Below are 14,969 nucleotides of genomic sequence, written 5' to 3' on the forward strand. Positions count from 1 at the left end.
CCCCAATCATGCTGACTCTCGGATGCTCGCCATCTTGCAAGCAGAGGTGATGAGACCTCACGCCTCTCCGCGAAGCCAGGCTCGCACCTTCTGCAGCAGGCCATGCCGAAATTCGTCGACCGAGGCCGCTTCGGCCGGTGTCAGCGTCTGCAGGGCGGCATCGATGTCGTCGGCAGCCGATGTTGGCGTCGGCTCCGGCGCAGGTGACGATGCGAGGCCGGCCGCGGTAATCGCGATCGGGCCGACCTCAGTGAGGAAGGCGCGCTCATATTCGCGCGACAGGCGCGCGAGCGCTTCCTCGAGCGGCACCCAGTCGACCGCCTTGATGTCGCTCATCAGCTCACGGACCTGGCCGCCCTCGGCCTCCATCCGCCAGAAATGCACGACCTTTGAGCGCCCGCCCGACTGATAGACGAGCGTGCCCAGAAATTCATGGATGGCGACCTCGTGGCCGGTCTCCTCCAGCACCTCGCGGTGCGCGGCCTGTTTCGGCGTTTCGCCGTCGTCGAGCTTGCCCTTGGGCAAAACCCATTCATTGCGCTTGCGCTGACGCACGATCGCAACCAGCGGCGGCGCGCTACGCCGCAACACAATACCACCCGCCGCCATCACCGGCGCCCGCGCCATCACCAAACCCGTGTCGTCGATTCGTCCCCGCGGACGATATAGGCGGCCGAAACGGCAGATTGAAGGCTAGATTTTCCTCAGCAGCGCTTGACCTGCACGGATGCGCGTTCCTTCGACGATACCGTCGCAGAACGAAAAATCCCCTGGCGCGAGAATGATGATGGTCGAGCCGTGCTCGAACCAGCCAAGCTCCTCGCCCTTGCTCACGTTGACGTCGCAGGGGAAATTGACCGGCCCCCTGGTCTGCGCGTTCAGCACCATGTCGAGGAAGTGCAACCGGATGCTCGCCACCAGGATCGCGGCGACCGGCACCAGCGTCACGGCCTCGCCGGTCGACAAATGCGTGCGGATCACGGCGCGCTCGTTCTTGCAGAACAGCCGCTCGACCCGCTTGAGCGCGATCGGGTTGACGTTCCAGACGTCGCCGTGGATCAGCGTGACGCGCTCGATATGCGCATCATACGGCGCGTGGAAGCGGTGATACATGCTCGAGGTCAGCCGCAGCGTGACGAAGCTCCCGTTGCGGTGCTGCTCGACCAGCGCGGGGTCGCCCAGCAAGTCGAGCAGCGAATAGGGCGCGCCCTTGACCTGGAACAGCTCAGTGTCGGCGATCCGGCTATGGGCGCCGACGATGCCGTCCGAGGGGCTCGCGACCACCGCAGGATCCGGATCAAAGGGCCGCAGGCCCGGCTTGAGCTCCCGGGTGAAGCAGTCGTGCAGACTCCTGAAATGGTCCTTCTTGGCCTCCGACAGATCGAGGTCGGAGAACAGCTTCCACAGCGCGATGGAGCCGTCCCGCACCAGCGGGTTCTCGATCTTGGAGAACCAGCCCATGAAGCGGGTCAGCGCCGCGCGGGGGATGCGGTTGGTCAACAGGAAGTTGAGGTCTTCCTGCTGGGTGAAAGAGGCGATGAGGGCTTTGACTGTCATGAATCTGTCAGCTCGCAGTATTAGCGCTTGTTGTCATGGAAACGACACTCCCGATTCTCTCATTTTCCGTGGCCGCCGCAGCGTCCGCTGCCGCAGCCTTCCCAAAACTCAAGGCGCGCATCGCATTGTCCCGCGCCAAGCACCGCTCGCTCGCCGGACACTCCAAAATGTCGCGCCGGGTGGCCAAGTTGCTTCCGTTTTACGAGTTCGAAGGCGACAAATATTTCGGCTGCGACGGCGCGCCGGTGAATGTGGTGATGCAACGCAGGGAGGCTTTCTTCCGCCTCGCGCGAATCTACGCCGATCGCTACCCCCGGGGCCGCGCGATGACGAAGGAAGCGGCCGAGACGATCTCCGACCTCAACTTCACCGAAACCTACCGCGTGCCGTTCCAGTTCTCGCGCCTCGTCCGCGAGCATCTGGGCACCTCGACCTTCATGGACTCCTCGAGCGGTGTCACCGTGACGGATGTCGACGGCAACACCTCCTACGACCTCACGGGGTCCTACGGCGTCAACATCTTCGGCAACGACTTCTACAAGGAGTGCATCGAGGGTTCCGAGAAGCGGGCGCATGCGCTCGGACCGGTGCTCGGCCCCTACCACCCCGTCATCCTCGAGAACGTGCAGCGGCTGTGCCAGATCTCGGGCCTCGACGAGGTCTCGTTCCACATGTCCGGCACCGAAGCGGTGATGCAGGCAGTGCGGCTCGCGCGCTACCACACCAAGCGCACGCACCTCGTCCGCTTCGCCGGCGCCTATCACGGCTGGTGGGGCGACGTGCAGCCGGGTGTCGGCAATCCGATCACCGCGCACGAGACCTACACACTCGCCGAGATGTCCGAGAAGACCCTTCACGTGCTGCGCACGCGCAAGGACATTGCCTGCGTGCTGGTCAACCCGCTGCAAGGCCTGCATCCGAACGGCAATGCGCCCGGCGATTCCTCCCTGGTCGACTCGTCCCGCGGCGGTAATTTCGATCGCGCAGCCTACACCGAGTGGCTGAAGAAGCTGCGCGAGGTCTGCACCGAACGCGGCATCGTTCTGATCTTCGACGAGGTGTTCGTTGGCTTCCGACTCGCTGCCGGCGGCGCCCAGGAATATTTTGGCGTCAAGGCCGACATGGTGACCTACGGCAAGAGCCTGGCCGGCGGCCTGCCGGTCGGCGTGGTCTGCGGCAGACGCGAATTGATGCGCCGCTTCCGCGACGATCGTCCCGCCGACATCTGCTTCGCCCGCGGCACCTTCAACTCGCATCCCTACGTCATGACGGCAATGGACGAGTTCCTGAGCCGGCTCGCCAGCCCGAACTTCCGCGCCATCTATGACGGGCTGGATGCGACCTGGAACGGTCGCGCGCAAAAGCTCAACCAGATGATGACCGACGCCAAGCTGCCGGTGCGGTTCGCCAATCTCTCGTCGATCTGGACGGTGAAATACACCACCCCGTCCCGCTACAACTGGATGCTGCAATATTACCTGCGCGCCGAAGGCCTGGCGCTGAGCTGGGTCGGTACCGGCCGGCTGATCTTCAGCCTCAACTACACCGACGCCGACTTCGCCGAAGTCGCCGACCGCTTCGTCCGCGCCGCCGAGAAGATGAAGGCCGATGGCTTCTGGTGGCATGACGGCGTGCTCACCAACAAGACCATCAAGCGGCAGATCCTGAAAGAGATGCTGGCCAAGCGCTTTGGGCGCTGAGACTGATTCCTCCTCCGTCATGGCCGGGCTTGTCCCGGCCATCCACGCGCCTCTGCACGAAAGCTCTAAGACGTGGATGCCCGGGACAAGCCCGGGCATGACGTAGCCAATCGACATCGGAGTATTTTGTGAGAACGGCGCGCTCAGGCGTGCTGCTCTTCGAGCGTGGGTTCGTCGATGAAGCCCAGCGTATGCTCGGGGTTGAGATGCAGACCGGGATCCATCAGCTCGCCGCGCATCAAAGCGAGCGGAGCGCTGCGATAGAGCATCAGATCGTGGAAGGGATCGGTCAGGATCTTGGTCATCCAGACCAGGCCGGTCTCGACATCGCGGATGAAGAACAGGTGCACGGTGCGGAACAGAAGGCCGCCGCCGCCGATCACGAGCCAGATCTTGGCGACCTGCCGCATGAAATCGGTTGCGCTGGCCCAGGGCGTGAACAGGCCGAACAAGGTCGGATCGGCGAACAGCACCAGCGGCGAAGCCGCCCAGATCGCCATCAGCACCACCTTGCGCTGCAGGTTGTAGCCGACCTTGATGTCTTCCTTGTACTCGTGGGTCGCGTGGTTGATGTGGTCGTAATCGTGCGGCTCGAAGAAGAAGTGACCGGCCTGGCGCGAGGTCATCGAGACCAGCCAGCCGACCAGGGCCGAGATCATCGGATCGACGAACAGCCAGAGATAGGCGAAGAGGAAGCTCAGCGCACTGACGAAGTGCAGGCTCTGATTGATGCGGCTGTGGTGATAGTAGCGATGGTCGTCCCAGCGCTGGATCCGCAGCTGCTCGAGATAATTCTTGATCATGCTCTCCCCCAAAATGCTTTCGGGTTTCAGGATTTACAGGGATTCGATGTCTGTCGTGTGACATCATCATTTTGTCATATGACAATCGGCAGCGACGCGATGACGCACGCAATAGCGTGAGCGGCGGACCATGCCGCCGCTCACAGCTGCCCGACTCAGGCTGCCTTGGCGACGTCGACCTTGCGGAAACGCACCAGCGAGAAATGGCCCAGCGGCGGAATCAAACGACGCTCGGCAAGCTCGATGCCGTTGGCGCCGGCCAGCCACTTGGCGTAGCGCGACCAGGCGAACTCGGCGGTCCGGAAGCCGAGCGGACGCACCACCGGCTGGAGCTTCTGCTCGATGAAGCGCCGCATGCCGGTGTCGGCGCTGACGCGGGTGAGAATGATCAGCTCGCCGCCCGGACGCAGCACGCGGGCGAATTCGTCGAGCGCCTTCTCCGGATTCGGCACGGCGGTGACGACATACTGCGCCATCACGACGTCGAAGGAATTGTCGGGGAATTCGAGCTTCTCGGCGTCCATCACCGCGAGGCCCTCGACGTTCTTCAGGTTGCCTTCGCTGACGCGGCGGCGCGCCTTGTCGAGCATTGCTTCCGAAATGTCGGTGCCGAAGATGCGCAGGTTCGGGGCATAGAGCGGCAGCGAGATGCCGGTGCCGACGCCGACCTCGAGCACACGACCACCGATCTTGTTGGTGGCTGTGATCGCGGCCTGACGGCCCTTGGCGAACACACCGCCGAACACGAGATCGTAGACGGGCGCCCAGCGATCATACGCCTGCTCGACCGTGCCGCGGGTGAGGTCGAGCTGCTGGGTGCCGTCAAGGTTCATGATCTTAGCCATCGATGAGGTTCTCGCTGTGGGTCAAACTATGGATCAGCCGCGCACCGGCCGCCGCGCCATGACAGGCGAGGCGCGCAGGATGCGGCTGGGCTGGAGTGAGGTGAGGTTGCCGACGAACTGACGCGCGCTGTTTTCCCAGGAGCGCTCCAGCGCGAAGTTGCGACAGGTCTCGCGCGACATGGTGAGCGCGCGCAGACAGGCAGCGCGCAGATCGTTGTCGATCGCGCCGATCGGGTGATCGGCGATGACGTCCTTCGGTCCCGTCACCGGAAACGCCGCAACCGGCGTGCCGCAGGCGAGCGCCTCCAGCTGCACCACGCCAAAGGTGTCGGTGAGACTCGGGAATACGAACACGTCGGCGGCGGCGAGATGCGCGGTCAGATCCGCGCCCTTCTTCTCGCCGAGGAAGACGACATCCGGATATTTCTTCTCGAGCGCCGCCTTCTGCGGACCGTCGCCGACGACGACCTTGGTGCCGGGCAGATCGAGCGCGAGGAACGCTTCGAGATTCTTCTCCACCGCGACGCGGCCCATCGTCATGAAGATCGGTCGCGGCAGGTCCAGCTCGGCGGGGGAATCAGGATGGAACAGCTCGGTGTTGACGCCGCGCCCCCAGAAGCCGAGCCGCTTGAAGCCGCGGCCTGAGAGCTCCTGCCGCAGCGACGGCGTCGCCACCATGGTCATGGCGGCGGCATCGTGGAAGTGGCGCAGCACGGCATAGCCGACGGCATCAGGGATGCCGGTCCGCACCGAGACGTATTCCGGAAAGCGCGTCGTGTAGGAGGTGGTGAAAGCGAGGCCGTTGCGGCGGCAATAGGCCCGCGCGGCCCAGCCGATCGGGCCTTCGGTGGCGATATGCAGCGCTTCGGGTGCGGCCTTCTCGATCCGCCGCGCGATCTCCTTCCGGCTCGGCAGCGCAAAGCGCAGGCCCGGGTAGGTCGGCAGCGGCCACGACCGGAAGCCCTCCGGTGTCAGGAAGTCGATCTCGACGTCGAGGGCCTTGGCGGCGGCAGCCAGCGAGGTCAGCGTCCGGACCACACCGTTGACCTGCGGATGCCAGGCGTCAGTCGCGATTAATACCCGCATGGGAAATCCCGAGAGTTTGATGATTCTCGGCTTAGGACCATCAACCACGGATATTTCAGGCGTGTGACGTCACATAAGTGTCGGCGCGCTGTTTTGTTTGTTAACGGGCGCACCCCAGCCACGAAACTGTCATGAAACAATCCTTGCCATGACGAAACCGTTTTCGGTTTTCCGTGCAAACGTCCCGAAACTTTTTGCCGTTAGTGATTGAGGCAACGGAGCACCGAAACGGTGCCGGGGTGACCAAGAAACACCGAGCAAACAGGGGCGACCAATGTTCAAGCTGGACACGTTGAGGAATTGTTCGCGCGCCGTTGCTGTCAGTGCCGTGGCTGTCACTGCAATCGCGTTCGCCGGCCCGGTCAAGGCCGCGCCCGTGCAGCTGTTTCCGTTCTTCCAGCCGCTGCCGACGATGACCGCGCCGCAGCCGCTTCAGCCGTACCAGCCCTATCAGGCGCCGACCTATCAGACCGCGCCGTCCGAGGATCCGGACGCCGTCGAGACGCCGGCCCGCTTCCGCCGCCAGACAGTTTCTTATGCGACGCGCGAGGCCCCGGGCACCATCATCATCGATACGCCTAACACCTATCTCTATTACGTGCTCGGCAACGGCCAGGCGATCCGTTACGGCATCGGCGTCGGTCGCGACGGCTTCACCTGGTCCGGCACCCAGTCGGTGACCAAGAAGGCCGAGTGGCCGGACTGGACCCCGCCGCCGGAAATGATCCAGCGCCAGCCCTATCTGCCGCGCCACATGGCCGGCGGCCCGGGCAACCCGCTCGGCGCCCGCGCCATGTATCTCGGCGGCACCGTCTATCGCATCCACGGCACCAACGCCCCCGATACGATCGGCAAGCACGTCTCCTCCGGCTGCATCCGCCTGACCAATGACGACGTCTCCGACCTCTACTCCCGCGTCAACGTCGGCACCAAGGTGATCGTGCTGCCGATGACGGAACGGAGAGCGGAGCTTCGGTAGCGCGAGGCGCTGACGAGATTGAGATGCGAACGGCCCGGCGATGTCGGGGCCGTTTCATTTGGGGCCGGTGATTGCGGCCATCCTTCGAGACGCCCGCCTTTGGCGGGCTCCTCAGGATGAGGGCGGACTGTGCAGCGACGAATTTTTCATGCTTGCCGCCAGTCACGGATGCCAGTTAGCCTCATCCTGAGGAGCGCGCCTTTGCGCGCGTCTCGAAGGATGGGGCGGGCACGATGACCGAAGGCGCTTACCTATACATTCTCAAATGTGCTGATGGCAGCTACTACATCGGCACGACACGAACCGAACTCGAGATCAGAGTCGCGCAGCACAACGCGGGCACGTTCGGCGGCTATACAAAGTCGCGCAGACCAGTAACGCTGGTCTTCTCGCAATGGTTCGATCGGATCACCGACGCAATCGAATGCGAACGCAAGCTCAAGAAATGGAGCCGCGCCAAGAAGGAAGCCTTCATGCGCGGCGATTTTACCGAGCTCCAGGAATTGGCAAAGCGCGGATCTCATCATCCTTCGAGACGCCCGCCTTTGGCGGGCTCCTCAGGATGAGGACTGAATGCGCGGTGTCACGTTCGCCGAAGCACGGATGCCAGTTAAGCCTCATCCTGAGGAGACCGCGAAGCGGTCGTCTCGAAGGACGAGGCGTTCACACTGGCGGAAGTCCTTACCCAACGCCGTCCCGAGATCAACCTCAGCCACGCGGCTGAGTGAAACGCGCTCATCAGCAGATACATCGGCACCATCCCGCCGAGCCACAGCCCGTGTCCGGCAGAGCAGAGCATGTCCGCCGGGCCGCCGAGCACGGCCGTCAGCGCGGCCATGATCGCGAAGGTCGGCGTGGCCGCAAGACCCAGCCATCGGGCGAGGCGGGATGCGGCCACGACCTCCCTGCCATCACGACCACCATCGGCGGCCGCGCTGACTGAGCAGGTCTCGCTCACTGCGCGCCCGCCGCGCGGAGCGCGATCTCTCCGGCGTCCGAGACCTCGACCCATTTCTTGTCGGGCGCGGCACCTTGCTCGTAGCTGTCGTGCCAATTCCACCATTTGTAGGTCGGGGTCTGCGGATAGCCAGCGGGCGAATCCTCCCAGACCTCTTGGCGGCCGAGCGGGGTGATGTCGAGATAGTTCCAGGTGCCGCCCATCTGCTCGTCGCCGCGGCTCTTGATCAGATAGGTGCGGAAGATGCGCTCGCCGTCGCGGTAGAACACATTCGTCCCGTGCCACTCGCCGACGCCGAAATCGGCATCGAAACTGTCGGTGATGGTGACCCACGGAATGTCCCAGCCCATCCGCGTCTTCAGCCGCGCGATATCCGCCTGCGGCGCGCGCGAGGCGAACACCAGCGTGGTGTCGCGGGCGTTCAGATGCGACACATGGGCGACCTGGTCGGCCACCATGGAGCAGCCGCGGCAGGCATGGTCGGGCCAGCCGAACACGCCCGGCTCGAAGAAGGCCCGGTACAGGATCAGCTGCCGCCGGCCCTGGAACAGATCGAGCAGACTGGCCTTGCCCGAGGGCGTCTCGAATGCGTAGGTTTTGTCCACTGCCATCCACGGCATGCGCCGGCGTTCGGCGGCGAGGGCGTCGCGGGCGCGGGTATGTGCCTTTTCCTTCACGAGCAGTTGCTGACGGGCTGCCTCCCAGTCCTGCGGCGACACCACTGGCGGTGTTTGCATGGCGGCCTGTCCGTTACGTCCTGCTTTGTCTGCTGATGTCATGATAGCTCTCCAAACCTCTTGCCTGGGCGACGATCCCGCGCCTGGCGGAACTGCTCGCCCCTCACCGCACATCGTCGGCCGTCAACGATTTCTGGCACCAAGCGGTTGCGCGGTGGGAGTAACAAGTGTGGCGGGATTTTCATGGAGTCGCTGATCACGGCCGCAGCGCGTGCGTTAGAGGCCGGCGATCCGCTCGGCGCCCTGAACCGCGTCGCATTGCGCAACGATGCGCCGTCGCTGGCGCTGCGCGGCATCGCGATGGCGCAGCTCGGCGATCTCGCCAAGGCGAAGATGCTGCTGCGCAACGCTGCGCGCGCCTTCGGGCCGAGAGAGGCGGTCGCGCGCGCCAGATGCGTGGTGGCCGAAGCCGAGATCGCGCTGGTCTCGCGCGACCTCAGCTGGCCGGCCAAGACCCTTGCCGGCGCGCGGGCGACGCTCGCAAGCCATGGCGATTTCGCCAATGCCGCCCATGCCGGCCATATCGAGGCCCGCCGTCTGCTCCTGCTTGGACGCGTCGACGAGGCCGAGCGCACGCTGGCCGAGATCGGCGTCTCCCCGCTGCCGCCTGCATCTCTCGTCGTTCGCGAGCTCGTCGTCGCCGGCATTGCCATCAGGCGGCTAAAAACACGAGATGCGCGCGTAGCGCTCGACCGCGCAGGCAAGGCCGCGCGGCTGGCAAAAATCCCGGCGCTCGTCGCCGAGGTCGACAGCGCGAGCCTGATCCTGAACACGCCGGCCGCGCGCCTGATCGCGCGCGGCAGCGAACACCCGCTGCTGCTCGGCGAGGTCGAGAGACTGGCGACCTCGACAGCGCTCGTCATCGACACCTTCCATCATGTCGTGCGCAGGCAAGGCGTCGCGGTGTCGCTCGGAACGCGACCCGTGCTGTTCGCGCTCGCCCGCCTGCTGGCGCAGGCATGGCCCGCGGACGTCTCGCGCGAGGCGTTGATATCAGGTGCGTTCCAGGCCAGGCACGTCGACGAGTCGCACCGCGCGCGCCTGCGCGTCGAGATCGGGCGGCTGCGCACCCAGCTCAAGCCGCTGGCCGAGATCAGCGCCACGAAGCAGGGTTTTGAGCTGGCGCCGCGCAGGACGCGCGACGTCATCGTGCTGGCGCGGCCCGTCGAGGAGAAGCACGCCGCCGTCCTCGCCATTCTCGCCGACGGCGAGCCGTGGTCGAGCTCGGCGCTCGCGCTCGCGCTCGGCATGAGCGCGCGCACGGTGCAGCGGGCGCTCGAAGAGCTGGCGCGATCGAACAAGGTGCAGTCGTTCGGACACGGCAGGGCGCGGCGCTGGATGACCCCGCCCGTCCCCGGATTCCCGACAGGCTTGTTACTCCCCGGACCGCTATTGAAGGCGTAGGCTGGCCGCATCACAGGGATCGAGCAGATGAAGCGTTCCGCCGCCGAGATCGTCACCGAGTACGGGCCATTTCCGGGCGTCGAGGCCGTGCATGGCGTCACCTATGACGGCACCCATGTCTGGTTCGCATCGGGCGACAGACTGAATGCGGTCGATCCCGCCAACGGCAAGATCTCGCGCTCGCTCGATGTCGCCGCACACGCGGGCACGGCATTCGACGGCCGCCACCTGTTCCAGATCGCGGAGGATCGCATCCAGAAGATCGACGCCGCGACAGGCAAGGTGCTCACCACGATCCCCGCGCCCGGCGGCGGCGGCGATTCCGGATTGGCCTGGGCCGAAGGCTCGCTCTGGGTCGGGCAATACCGTGAGCGCAAGATCCATCAGATCGATCCGGACACGGGCACGGTGCTTCGCACCATCGAAAGCAAGCGCTTCGTGACCGGCGTCACCTGGGTCGACGGCGAGCTCTGGCATGGCACCTGGGAAGGCGAGGACAGCGACATCAGGCGGATCGATCCTGACACCGGCAAGGTGCTCGAGCAGCTCGACCTGCCGGCCGGGACGATGGTCTCAGGGCTGGAATCCGACGGCGGCGATCGCCTGTTCTGCGGCGGCGGCGAGGCCGGCAAGGTGAGAGCAGTCCGCCGCCCGAGGCGCAGCTAGCTGCGCACTGACAGCCTGAACAGACTGTAACAGCGCAGCCGCAGCCGTTAACCGATTTGCCGCAATTCCACCCCATCGGTGCGCTCTAGCGCCCTCCTCGCCTGCCCTGTAGAATCCCCGTCAGGGCGGCCTGGGGGATTGATGCGACTGACGCTAGATTTGAAGACTGTCCTGATCGCCATTGCGGTGCTCGCGGCGTCGTTTTTCATCAGCTTGAAGGCGATGGACTTGCTGTCGCCGCGCGCGACCAATCCCGCGCCGCCGGTCGCGCAACTGCCGCCGCTGCCGCCGGTCGCGAAAAGCTCGATCGTGGTAGCGCCAGTGGCGATCGCGCTGTCGGCGATCCGGGAGCAGGCCGAGAAGGCCTCACCGCACAATTTCGCCGGCAAGGCCGAGAATCCGATCTCGCAGATCCTGCAGGACGCCGATATCGGCTGGACCGCCGTCCGCGGACCGATGGCGGCGACCGGCGACAAGGACGTGCTGACGCTGTCGACGCCGATCACCGGCAAGCTGAACGTGACGGGGTCGCTGTCGTCGAAGGCCACCGGCGCGCTCGGCGAGGTGCTCGGCGGTGACGCGGCGAAACGGATTGGCGCGGTCAACATCAAGAATTTGAATGCCAGCGCCGAGATCAAGGGCAATGTGGTCGTCACGTCGCGTCCAAAACTCGCGGCCGCCTGGCATCTCGAGCCCAATCTCGGCGCACAGGTCAATCTCGGCGACACCAACCTCAACGTCGCGGGCGCCAAGGTCAACGTGCCCGCGCAGGTGAAGCCGCTGATCGACAAGACGGTCGGCGATCAGCTCAACGTCGTCTCCGAGCGCATCCGCAACGATCCCAGCCTGCGCGAGAACGCGAAGGTGCAATGGGCCAAGGCCTGCCGCTCGATCCCGCTGCAAGGCAACGGTTCCTCGGCCGCGCTGCCGCCGCTCTGGCTCGAGATGAAGCCGACCCGCGCGATCGCAGCACAGCCGCGCGTCGACGCGCAGAACGTGACGCTGCTGCTCGGCCTCGAGGCCGAGACGCGCGTGACCTCGACGCCGACCAAGCCGGACTGCCCGTTCCCCGACAAGATCTCGATCGTGCCGCCGACCGGCACCGGCGTGAACATCGGCGTTCCCATCGACGTGCCCTTCACCGAGATCAACAAGCTGATCGCGGCCCAGATGGTCGGCCACACCTATCCCGAGGACGGCTCCGGTCCGGTCGAGGTCACAGTGAAGAGCGTCAACGTCGTCCCCTCCGGCGAGCGGCTGCTGATCTCGCTGCTGGTCCGCGCCAAGGAGAAGAAGAGCTGGCTCGGGCTCGGCGCCGAAGCGACCGTGCACATCTGGGGCCGGCCGATGCTCGACCAGGCGCAGCAGACACTGCGGCTCGCCGACATCCAGCTCGCGGTGGAGTCCGAAGCGGCCTTCGGCCTGCTCGGCGCAGCGGCACGCGCGGTGGTGCCGCAGATGCAGCAGGCGCTGGTGCAGAAGGCGACACTCGACCTGAAGCCGATCGCCGCCAACGCGCGCGAGAAGATCGCAGGCGTCATTGCCGATTTCCAGAAGAGCGAGGACGGCGTCAAGGTCGAGGCCAATATCAGCAGCCTCACGCTGGCCGACATCGCCTTCGATTCCAGGACGCTGCGCGTGGTTGCGGAAGCCGGCGGTACACTCAACGTGTACGTGACCAAGCTGTCGGGGATGTAGCACATCTTCGCGGCACCTGCCGCCTCGCGCGCCGCTGGCATTCTCGTCGGAGGGTGCTAAGCTATTCGTGGCAACCTCGAAAGAGGTGCTGGGAGCATTGTAGGGGACACGCGAGGACAACATGGAAGCCGGCATGGTCACGCCTGCGCCGGCATTGGTGCGCTTTTCCGGTATTCAGAAGACCTATGATGGCGAGCACCTCGTGGTGAAGAACCTCGATCTCGACATCAGGAAGGGCGAGTTCGTCACCCTGCTCGGCCCCTCGGGCTCGGGCAAGACGACCACGCTGATGATGCTGGCCGGCTTCGAGGTTCCGACCCAGGGCGAGATCTACCTCGCGGAGCGGCCGATCAAGAACATGCCGCCGCACAAGCGCGACATCGGCATGGTGTTCCAGAACTATGCCCTGTTTCCGCACCTGACGATCGAGGAGAACGTCGCCTTCCCGCTGTCCGTGCGCAAGGTCAACAAGGCGGAAACGCAAGCGCGCGTCAAGGCGGCGCTGCGCATGATCAAGATGGAAACAATGGCGCAGCGGCGGCCCGGGCAACTGTCCGGCGGCCAGCAGCAGCGCGTGGCGCTGGCCCGCGCGCTGGTCTTCAACCCGCAGCTCGTGCTGATGGACGAGCCCCTGGGCGCCCTGGACAAGCGCCTGCGCGAGCAGATGCAGCTGGAGATCAAGCAGCTGCACGAGACGATGGGCATCACCGTCGTCTACGTCACCCACGACCAGAGCGAAGCGCTCACCATGTCGGACCGCATCGCCGTGTTCAACGACGGCATCGTGCAGCAGATCGACAGGCCCGACGCGCTGTATGAGCATCCGGTCAACAGCTTCGTCGCCAATTTCGTCGGCGAGAACAATGTGCTGGCCGGCGCCGTGGAAACGATCGAGAAGGACTATTGCCGCGTCGCGCTGGCGGCCGGCGGCTCCGTCATGGCCCGTGCGGTCAACGTATCGGGCGCAGGCGCATCGACGTCCCTGTCGGTGCGGCCGGAGCGGATCGCCATTATCCTGGACGGCAGCTCCAGCGACGGACCAAACCGGCTGCCGGCCAAGGTGCAGAACACCATCTATCTCGGCGACCACGCGCTGGCGGTGCTCGATGTCTCAGGGAACGCCGAGTTCATGGTCAAGCTTCAGCCGGGGGCGCATGATAGCTTGCGACACGGCGAAAGCGTGTTCATCAGCTTCCGCCCCGAGGACTGCCTCGCGCTCGATCCCGTCTGATCCCAACGCAAACGAACCTGCATCAATCAACCTCAACGTAACGCAGATGAAGAAGGAACAAGGACCATGCTGAAGCGCAAGATTGGCAAGATTGCTCTGGGTTTCGCCGCGGCGTTCAGCGCCAGCGCCGCGCTGGCTACGGTCGCGCAGGCGCGTGACCTCACCGTCGTGTCGTGGGGCGGCGCGTATCAGGACGCCCAGAAGAAGGTCTATTTCGAGCCGTTCAAGAAGGCGGCCGGCATTGCCATGAACGACGAGTCCTGGGACGGCGGCGTCGGCGTGTTGCGCGCCAAGGTGCAGGGTGGTGCCGCCACCTGGGACGTCGTCCAGGTCGAGAGCGACGAGCTCGCAGTCGGCTGCGAGGAAGGCCTGTTCGAGAAGCTGGATTATTCCAAGATCGGCGGCGAGGCCGCTTACATACAGCCGTCCGTCAATCCCTGCGGCGTCGGCGCCATCCTCTATGATTTCGTGCTCGGCTACGACAAGGACAAGCTGAAAGACGCCCCCAAAGGCTGGGCTGATTTCTTCGACACCAAGAAGATTCCGGGCAAGCGCGCCCTGCGTCAGGGCCCGAAGACCACGCTCGAGATCGCCCTCATGGCCGACGGCGTCGCGCCGAAGGACGTCTACAAGGTGCTGGCTACCGACGAGGGCGTCGATCGCGCGTTCAAGAAGCTCGACACCATCAAGGGCGACCTCGTCTGGTGGAAGGCCGGCGCCCAGCCACCACAACTGCTCGCCTCCGGCGAGGTGGCGATGACCTCGGTCTACAATGGCCGCATCGACACCGCGAACAAGAACGAGAAGAAGAACTTTGGCATGGTGTGGGACGGAGCGCTCTTCACCCTCGACAGCTGGGTCATCCTGAAGGGCAGCCCGAACAAGGACGCGGCCTACAAGTTCCTCGACTTCGCCGGCAAGGCGGAGAACCAGTCGAAACTGTCGGAGAACATTGCCTACGGCACCTCGAACAAGGACGCCGCCGCCCTGATCCAGCCGGCCGTTCTGAAAGATCTGCCGACCGCGCCTGACAACATCAAGAACGCGGTCGAGATCAACGTCGCCTTCTGGCTCGAGAACATCGACCGCCTGACCGAGCGCTTCAACAAATGGGCCGCGAAATAGCGCGCGGACGCACCGGCGTGCGGCGCACATTGAGCGTAGTTTCGTTGCGGCCATCCTTCGAGACGCCCGCCTTATCAGGCGGGCTCCTCAGGATGAGGACGGAGCGCGTGGCGGCTATTTCACAGGCGCAGATGTCGAAGAGCCTCATCCTGAGGAGACCGCAAAGCGGTCGTCTCGAAG

The 14,969-nt window shown here is 64.9% G+C and carries 15 protein-coding genes; 8 read left to right on the forward strand and 7 right to left on the reverse strand.

Annotation, left to right across the window (positions count from 1 at the left end):
- Positions 1-57: 57 nt before the first annotated feature.
- Both ACP2YP_RS30645 and asd read right to left on the reverse strand, forming a co-directional pair.
- Positions 58-627, reverse strand: coding sequence for an NUDIX hydrolase (locus ACP2YP_RS30645; RefSeq protein ID WP_426419952.1), 570 nt, complete (start codon positions 625-627; stop codon positions 58-60).
- A gap of 66 nt (positions 628-693) precedes the next feature.
- Entirely contained in the window at positions 694-1,557 is an 864-nt protein-coding gene (gene asd, locus ACP2YP_RS30650; protein WP_426419953.1) for an archaetidylserine decarboxylase, read from the reverse strand.
- Positions 1,558-1,592: 35 nt separating this feature from the next.
- On the opposite strand from asd, the gene ACP2YP_RS30655 reads away from it, so the two are divergent.
- Positions 1,593-3,257: an aminotransferase class III-fold pyridoxal phosphate-dependent enzyme gene (locus ACP2YP_RS30655; RefSeq protein WP_426419954.1), complete on the forward strand. Its 1,665-nt coding sequence runs from the start codon at positions 1,593-1,595 to the stop codon at positions 3,255-3,257.
- Positions 3,258-3,400: 143 nt separating this feature from the next.
- Here the strand turns inward: ACP2YP_RS30655 and ACP2YP_RS30660 are convergent, their stop codons facing one another.
- The 3 genes from ACP2YP_RS30660 to ACP2YP_RS30670 all read right to left on the reverse strand — a co-directional run bounded on the left by ACP2YP_RS30660 (position 3,401) and on the right by ACP2YP_RS30670 (position 5,991).
- Positions 3,401-4,060 (reverse strand): hypothetical protein, encoded by a 660-nt coding sequence (locus ACP2YP_RS30660; RefSeq protein ID WP_426419955.1) that lies wholly within the window; start codon positions 4,058-4,060, stop codon positions 3,401-3,403.
- A gap of 155 nt (positions 4,061-4,215) precedes the next feature.
- Positions 4,216-4,905: a methyltransferase domain-containing protein gene (locus ACP2YP_RS30665; protein ID WP_426419956.1), complete on the reverse strand. Its 690-nt coding sequence runs from the start codon at positions 4,903-4,905 to the stop codon at positions 4,216-4,218.
- A 33-nt stretch (positions 4,906-4,938) separates the two neighbouring features.
- A complete protein-coding gene (locus ACP2YP_RS30670) occupies positions 4,939-5,991 on the reverse strand; it encodes a glycosyltransferase family 4 protein (protein WP_426419957.1) in 1,053 nt (350 codons plus the stop codon).
- A gap of 274 nt (positions 5,992-6,265) precedes the next feature.
- Between ACP2YP_RS30670 and ACP2YP_RS30675 the strand changes: the two genes are divergently transcribed.
- Positions 6,266-6,970, forward strand: a complete 705-nt coding sequence (locus ACP2YP_RS30675; protein ID WP_426419958.1) for a L,D-transpeptidase — start codon at positions 6,266-6,268, stop codon at positions 6,968-6,970.
- A 233-nt stretch (positions 6,971-7,203) separates the two neighbouring features.
- Entirely contained in the window at positions 7,204-7,536 is a 333-nt protein-coding gene (locus ACP2YP_RS30680; RefSeq protein ID WP_426419959.1) for a GIY-YIG nuclease family protein, read from the forward strand.
- Positions 7,537-7,580: 44 nt separating this feature from the next.
- On the opposite strand, the gene ACP2YP_RS30685 is transcribed toward ACP2YP_RS30680, so the two are convergent.
- Positions 7,581-7,982, reverse strand: a complete 402-nt coding sequence (locus ACP2YP_RS30685) for a hypothetical protein (RefSeq protein WP_426419960.1) — start codon at positions 7,980-7,982, stop codon at positions 7,581-7,583.
- The gene (locus ACP2YP_RS30690) at positions 7,925-8,707 is read right to left on the reverse strand and encodes a DUF899 domain-containing protein (RefSeq protein ID WP_426419961.1); all 783 of its coding nucleotides are present in this window, start codon (positions 8,705-8,707) and stop codon (positions 7,925-7,927) included. The genes ACP2YP_RS30685 and ACP2YP_RS30690 overlap by 58 nt, the downstream gene beginning before the upstream one ends.
- A 141-nt stretch (positions 8,708-8,848) precedes the next feature.
- On the opposite strand from ACP2YP_RS30690, the gene ACP2YP_RS30695 reads away from it, so the two are divergent.
- The 5 genes from ACP2YP_RS30695 (at position 8,849) to ACP2YP_RS30715 (ending at position 14,789) form a co-directional block, all read left to right on the forward strand.
- On the forward strand, positions 8,849-10,069 hold the full coding sequence (locus ACP2YP_RS30695; RefSeq protein ID WP_426419962.1) for a helix-turn-helix domain-containing protein: 1,221 nt from the start codon (positions 8,849-8,851) through the stop codon (positions 10,067-10,069).
- 27 nt (positions 10,070-10,096) lie between these two features.
- Positions 10,097-10,735, forward strand: coding sequence for a glutamine cyclotransferase (locus tag ACP2YP_RS30700; protein WP_426419963.1), 639 nt, complete (start codon positions 10,097-10,099; stop codon positions 10,733-10,735).
- 141 nt (positions 10,736-10,876) lie between these two features.
- The gene (locus tag ACP2YP_RS30705; protein ID WP_426419964.1) at positions 10,877-12,433 is read left to right on the forward strand and encodes a DUF4403 family protein; all 1,557 of its coding nucleotides are present in this window, start codon (positions 10,877-10,879) and stop codon (positions 12,431-12,433) included.
- Positions 12,434-12,554: 121 nt separating this feature from the next.
- A complete protein-coding gene (locus ACP2YP_RS30710; RefSeq protein WP_426419965.1) occupies positions 12,555-13,664 on the forward strand; it encodes an ABC transporter ATP-binding protein in 1,110 nt (369 codons plus the stop codon).
- A gap of 66 nt (positions 13,665-13,730) precedes the next feature.
- A complete protein-coding gene (locus ACP2YP_RS30715; RefSeq protein ID WP_426419966.1) occupies positions 13,731-14,789 on the forward strand; it encodes an ABC transporter substrate-binding protein in 1,059 nt (352 codons plus the stop codon).
- The last annotated feature ends 180 nt before the right edge of the window (positions 14,790-14,969 follow it).

This window comes from Bradyrhizobium genosp. A (genome assembly GCF_049949275.1).
In the GTDB taxonomy this organism is placed as follows: Bacteria; Pseudomonadota; Alphaproteobacteria; order Rhizobiales; family Xanthobacteraceae; genus Bradyrhizobium.

Bases quoted from the DNA above. Each gene is read 5' to 3' on its own strand.
- ACP2YP_RS30645 (WP_426419952.1), bottom strand. From the start codon at position 627: ATGGCGCGGGCGCCGGTGATGGCGGCGGGTGGTATTGTGTTGCGGCGT.
- asd (WP_426419953.1), bottom strand. From the start codon at position 1,557: ATGACAGTCAAAGCCCTCATCGCCTCTTTCACCCAGCAGGAAGACCTC.
- ACP2YP_RS30655 (WP_426419954.1), top strand. From the start codon at position 1,593: ATGGAAACGACACTCCCGATTCTCTCATTTTCCGTGGCCGCCGCAGCG.
- ACP2YP_RS30660 (WP_426419955.1), bottom strand. From the start codon at position 4,060: ATGATCAAGAATTATCTCGAGCAGCTGCGGATCCAGCGCTGGGACGAC.
- ACP2YP_RS30665 (WP_426419956.1), bottom strand. From the start codon at position 4,905: ATGGCTAAGATCATGAACCTTGACGGCACCCAGCAGCTCGACCTCACC.
- ACP2YP_RS30670 (WP_426419957.1), bottom strand. From the start codon at position 5,991: ATGCGGGTATTAATCGCGACTGACGCCTGGCATCCGCAGGTCAACGGT.
- ACP2YP_RS30675 (WP_426419958.1), top strand. From the start codon at position 6,266: ATGTTCAAGCTGGACACGTTGAGGAATTGTTCGCGCGCCGTTGCTGTC.
- ACP2YP_RS30680 (WP_426419959.1), top strand. From the start codon at position 7,204: ATGACCGAAGGCGCTTACCTATACATTCTCAAATGTGCTGATGGCAGC.
- ACP2YP_RS30685 (WP_426419960.1), bottom strand. From the start codon at position 7,982: ATGGGTCGAGGTCTCGGACGCCGGAGAGATCGCGCTCCGCGCGGCGGG.
- ACP2YP_RS30690 (WP_426419961.1), bottom strand. From the start codon at position 8,707: ATGACATCAGCAGACAAAGCAGGACGTAACGGACAGGCCGCCATGCAA.
- ACP2YP_RS30695 (WP_426419962.1), top strand. From the start codon at position 8,849: ATGGAGTCGCTGATCACGGCCGCAGCGCGTGCGTTAGAGGCCGGCGAT.
- ACP2YP_RS30700 (WP_426419963.1), top strand. From the start codon at position 10,097: ATGAAGCGTTCCGCCGCCGAGATCGTCACCGAGTACGGGCCATTTCCG.
- ACP2YP_RS30705 (WP_426419964.1), top strand. From the start codon at position 10,877: ATGCGACTGACGCTAGATTTGAAGACTGTCCTGATCGCCATTGCGGTG.
- ACP2YP_RS30710 (WP_426419965.1), top strand. From the start codon at position 12,555: ATGGAAGCCGGCATGGTCACGCCTGCGCCGGCATTGGTGCGCTTTTCC.
- ACP2YP_RS30715 (WP_426419966.1), top strand. From the start codon at position 13,731: ATGCTGAAGCGCAAGATTGGCAAGATTGCTCTGGGTTTCGCCGCGGCG.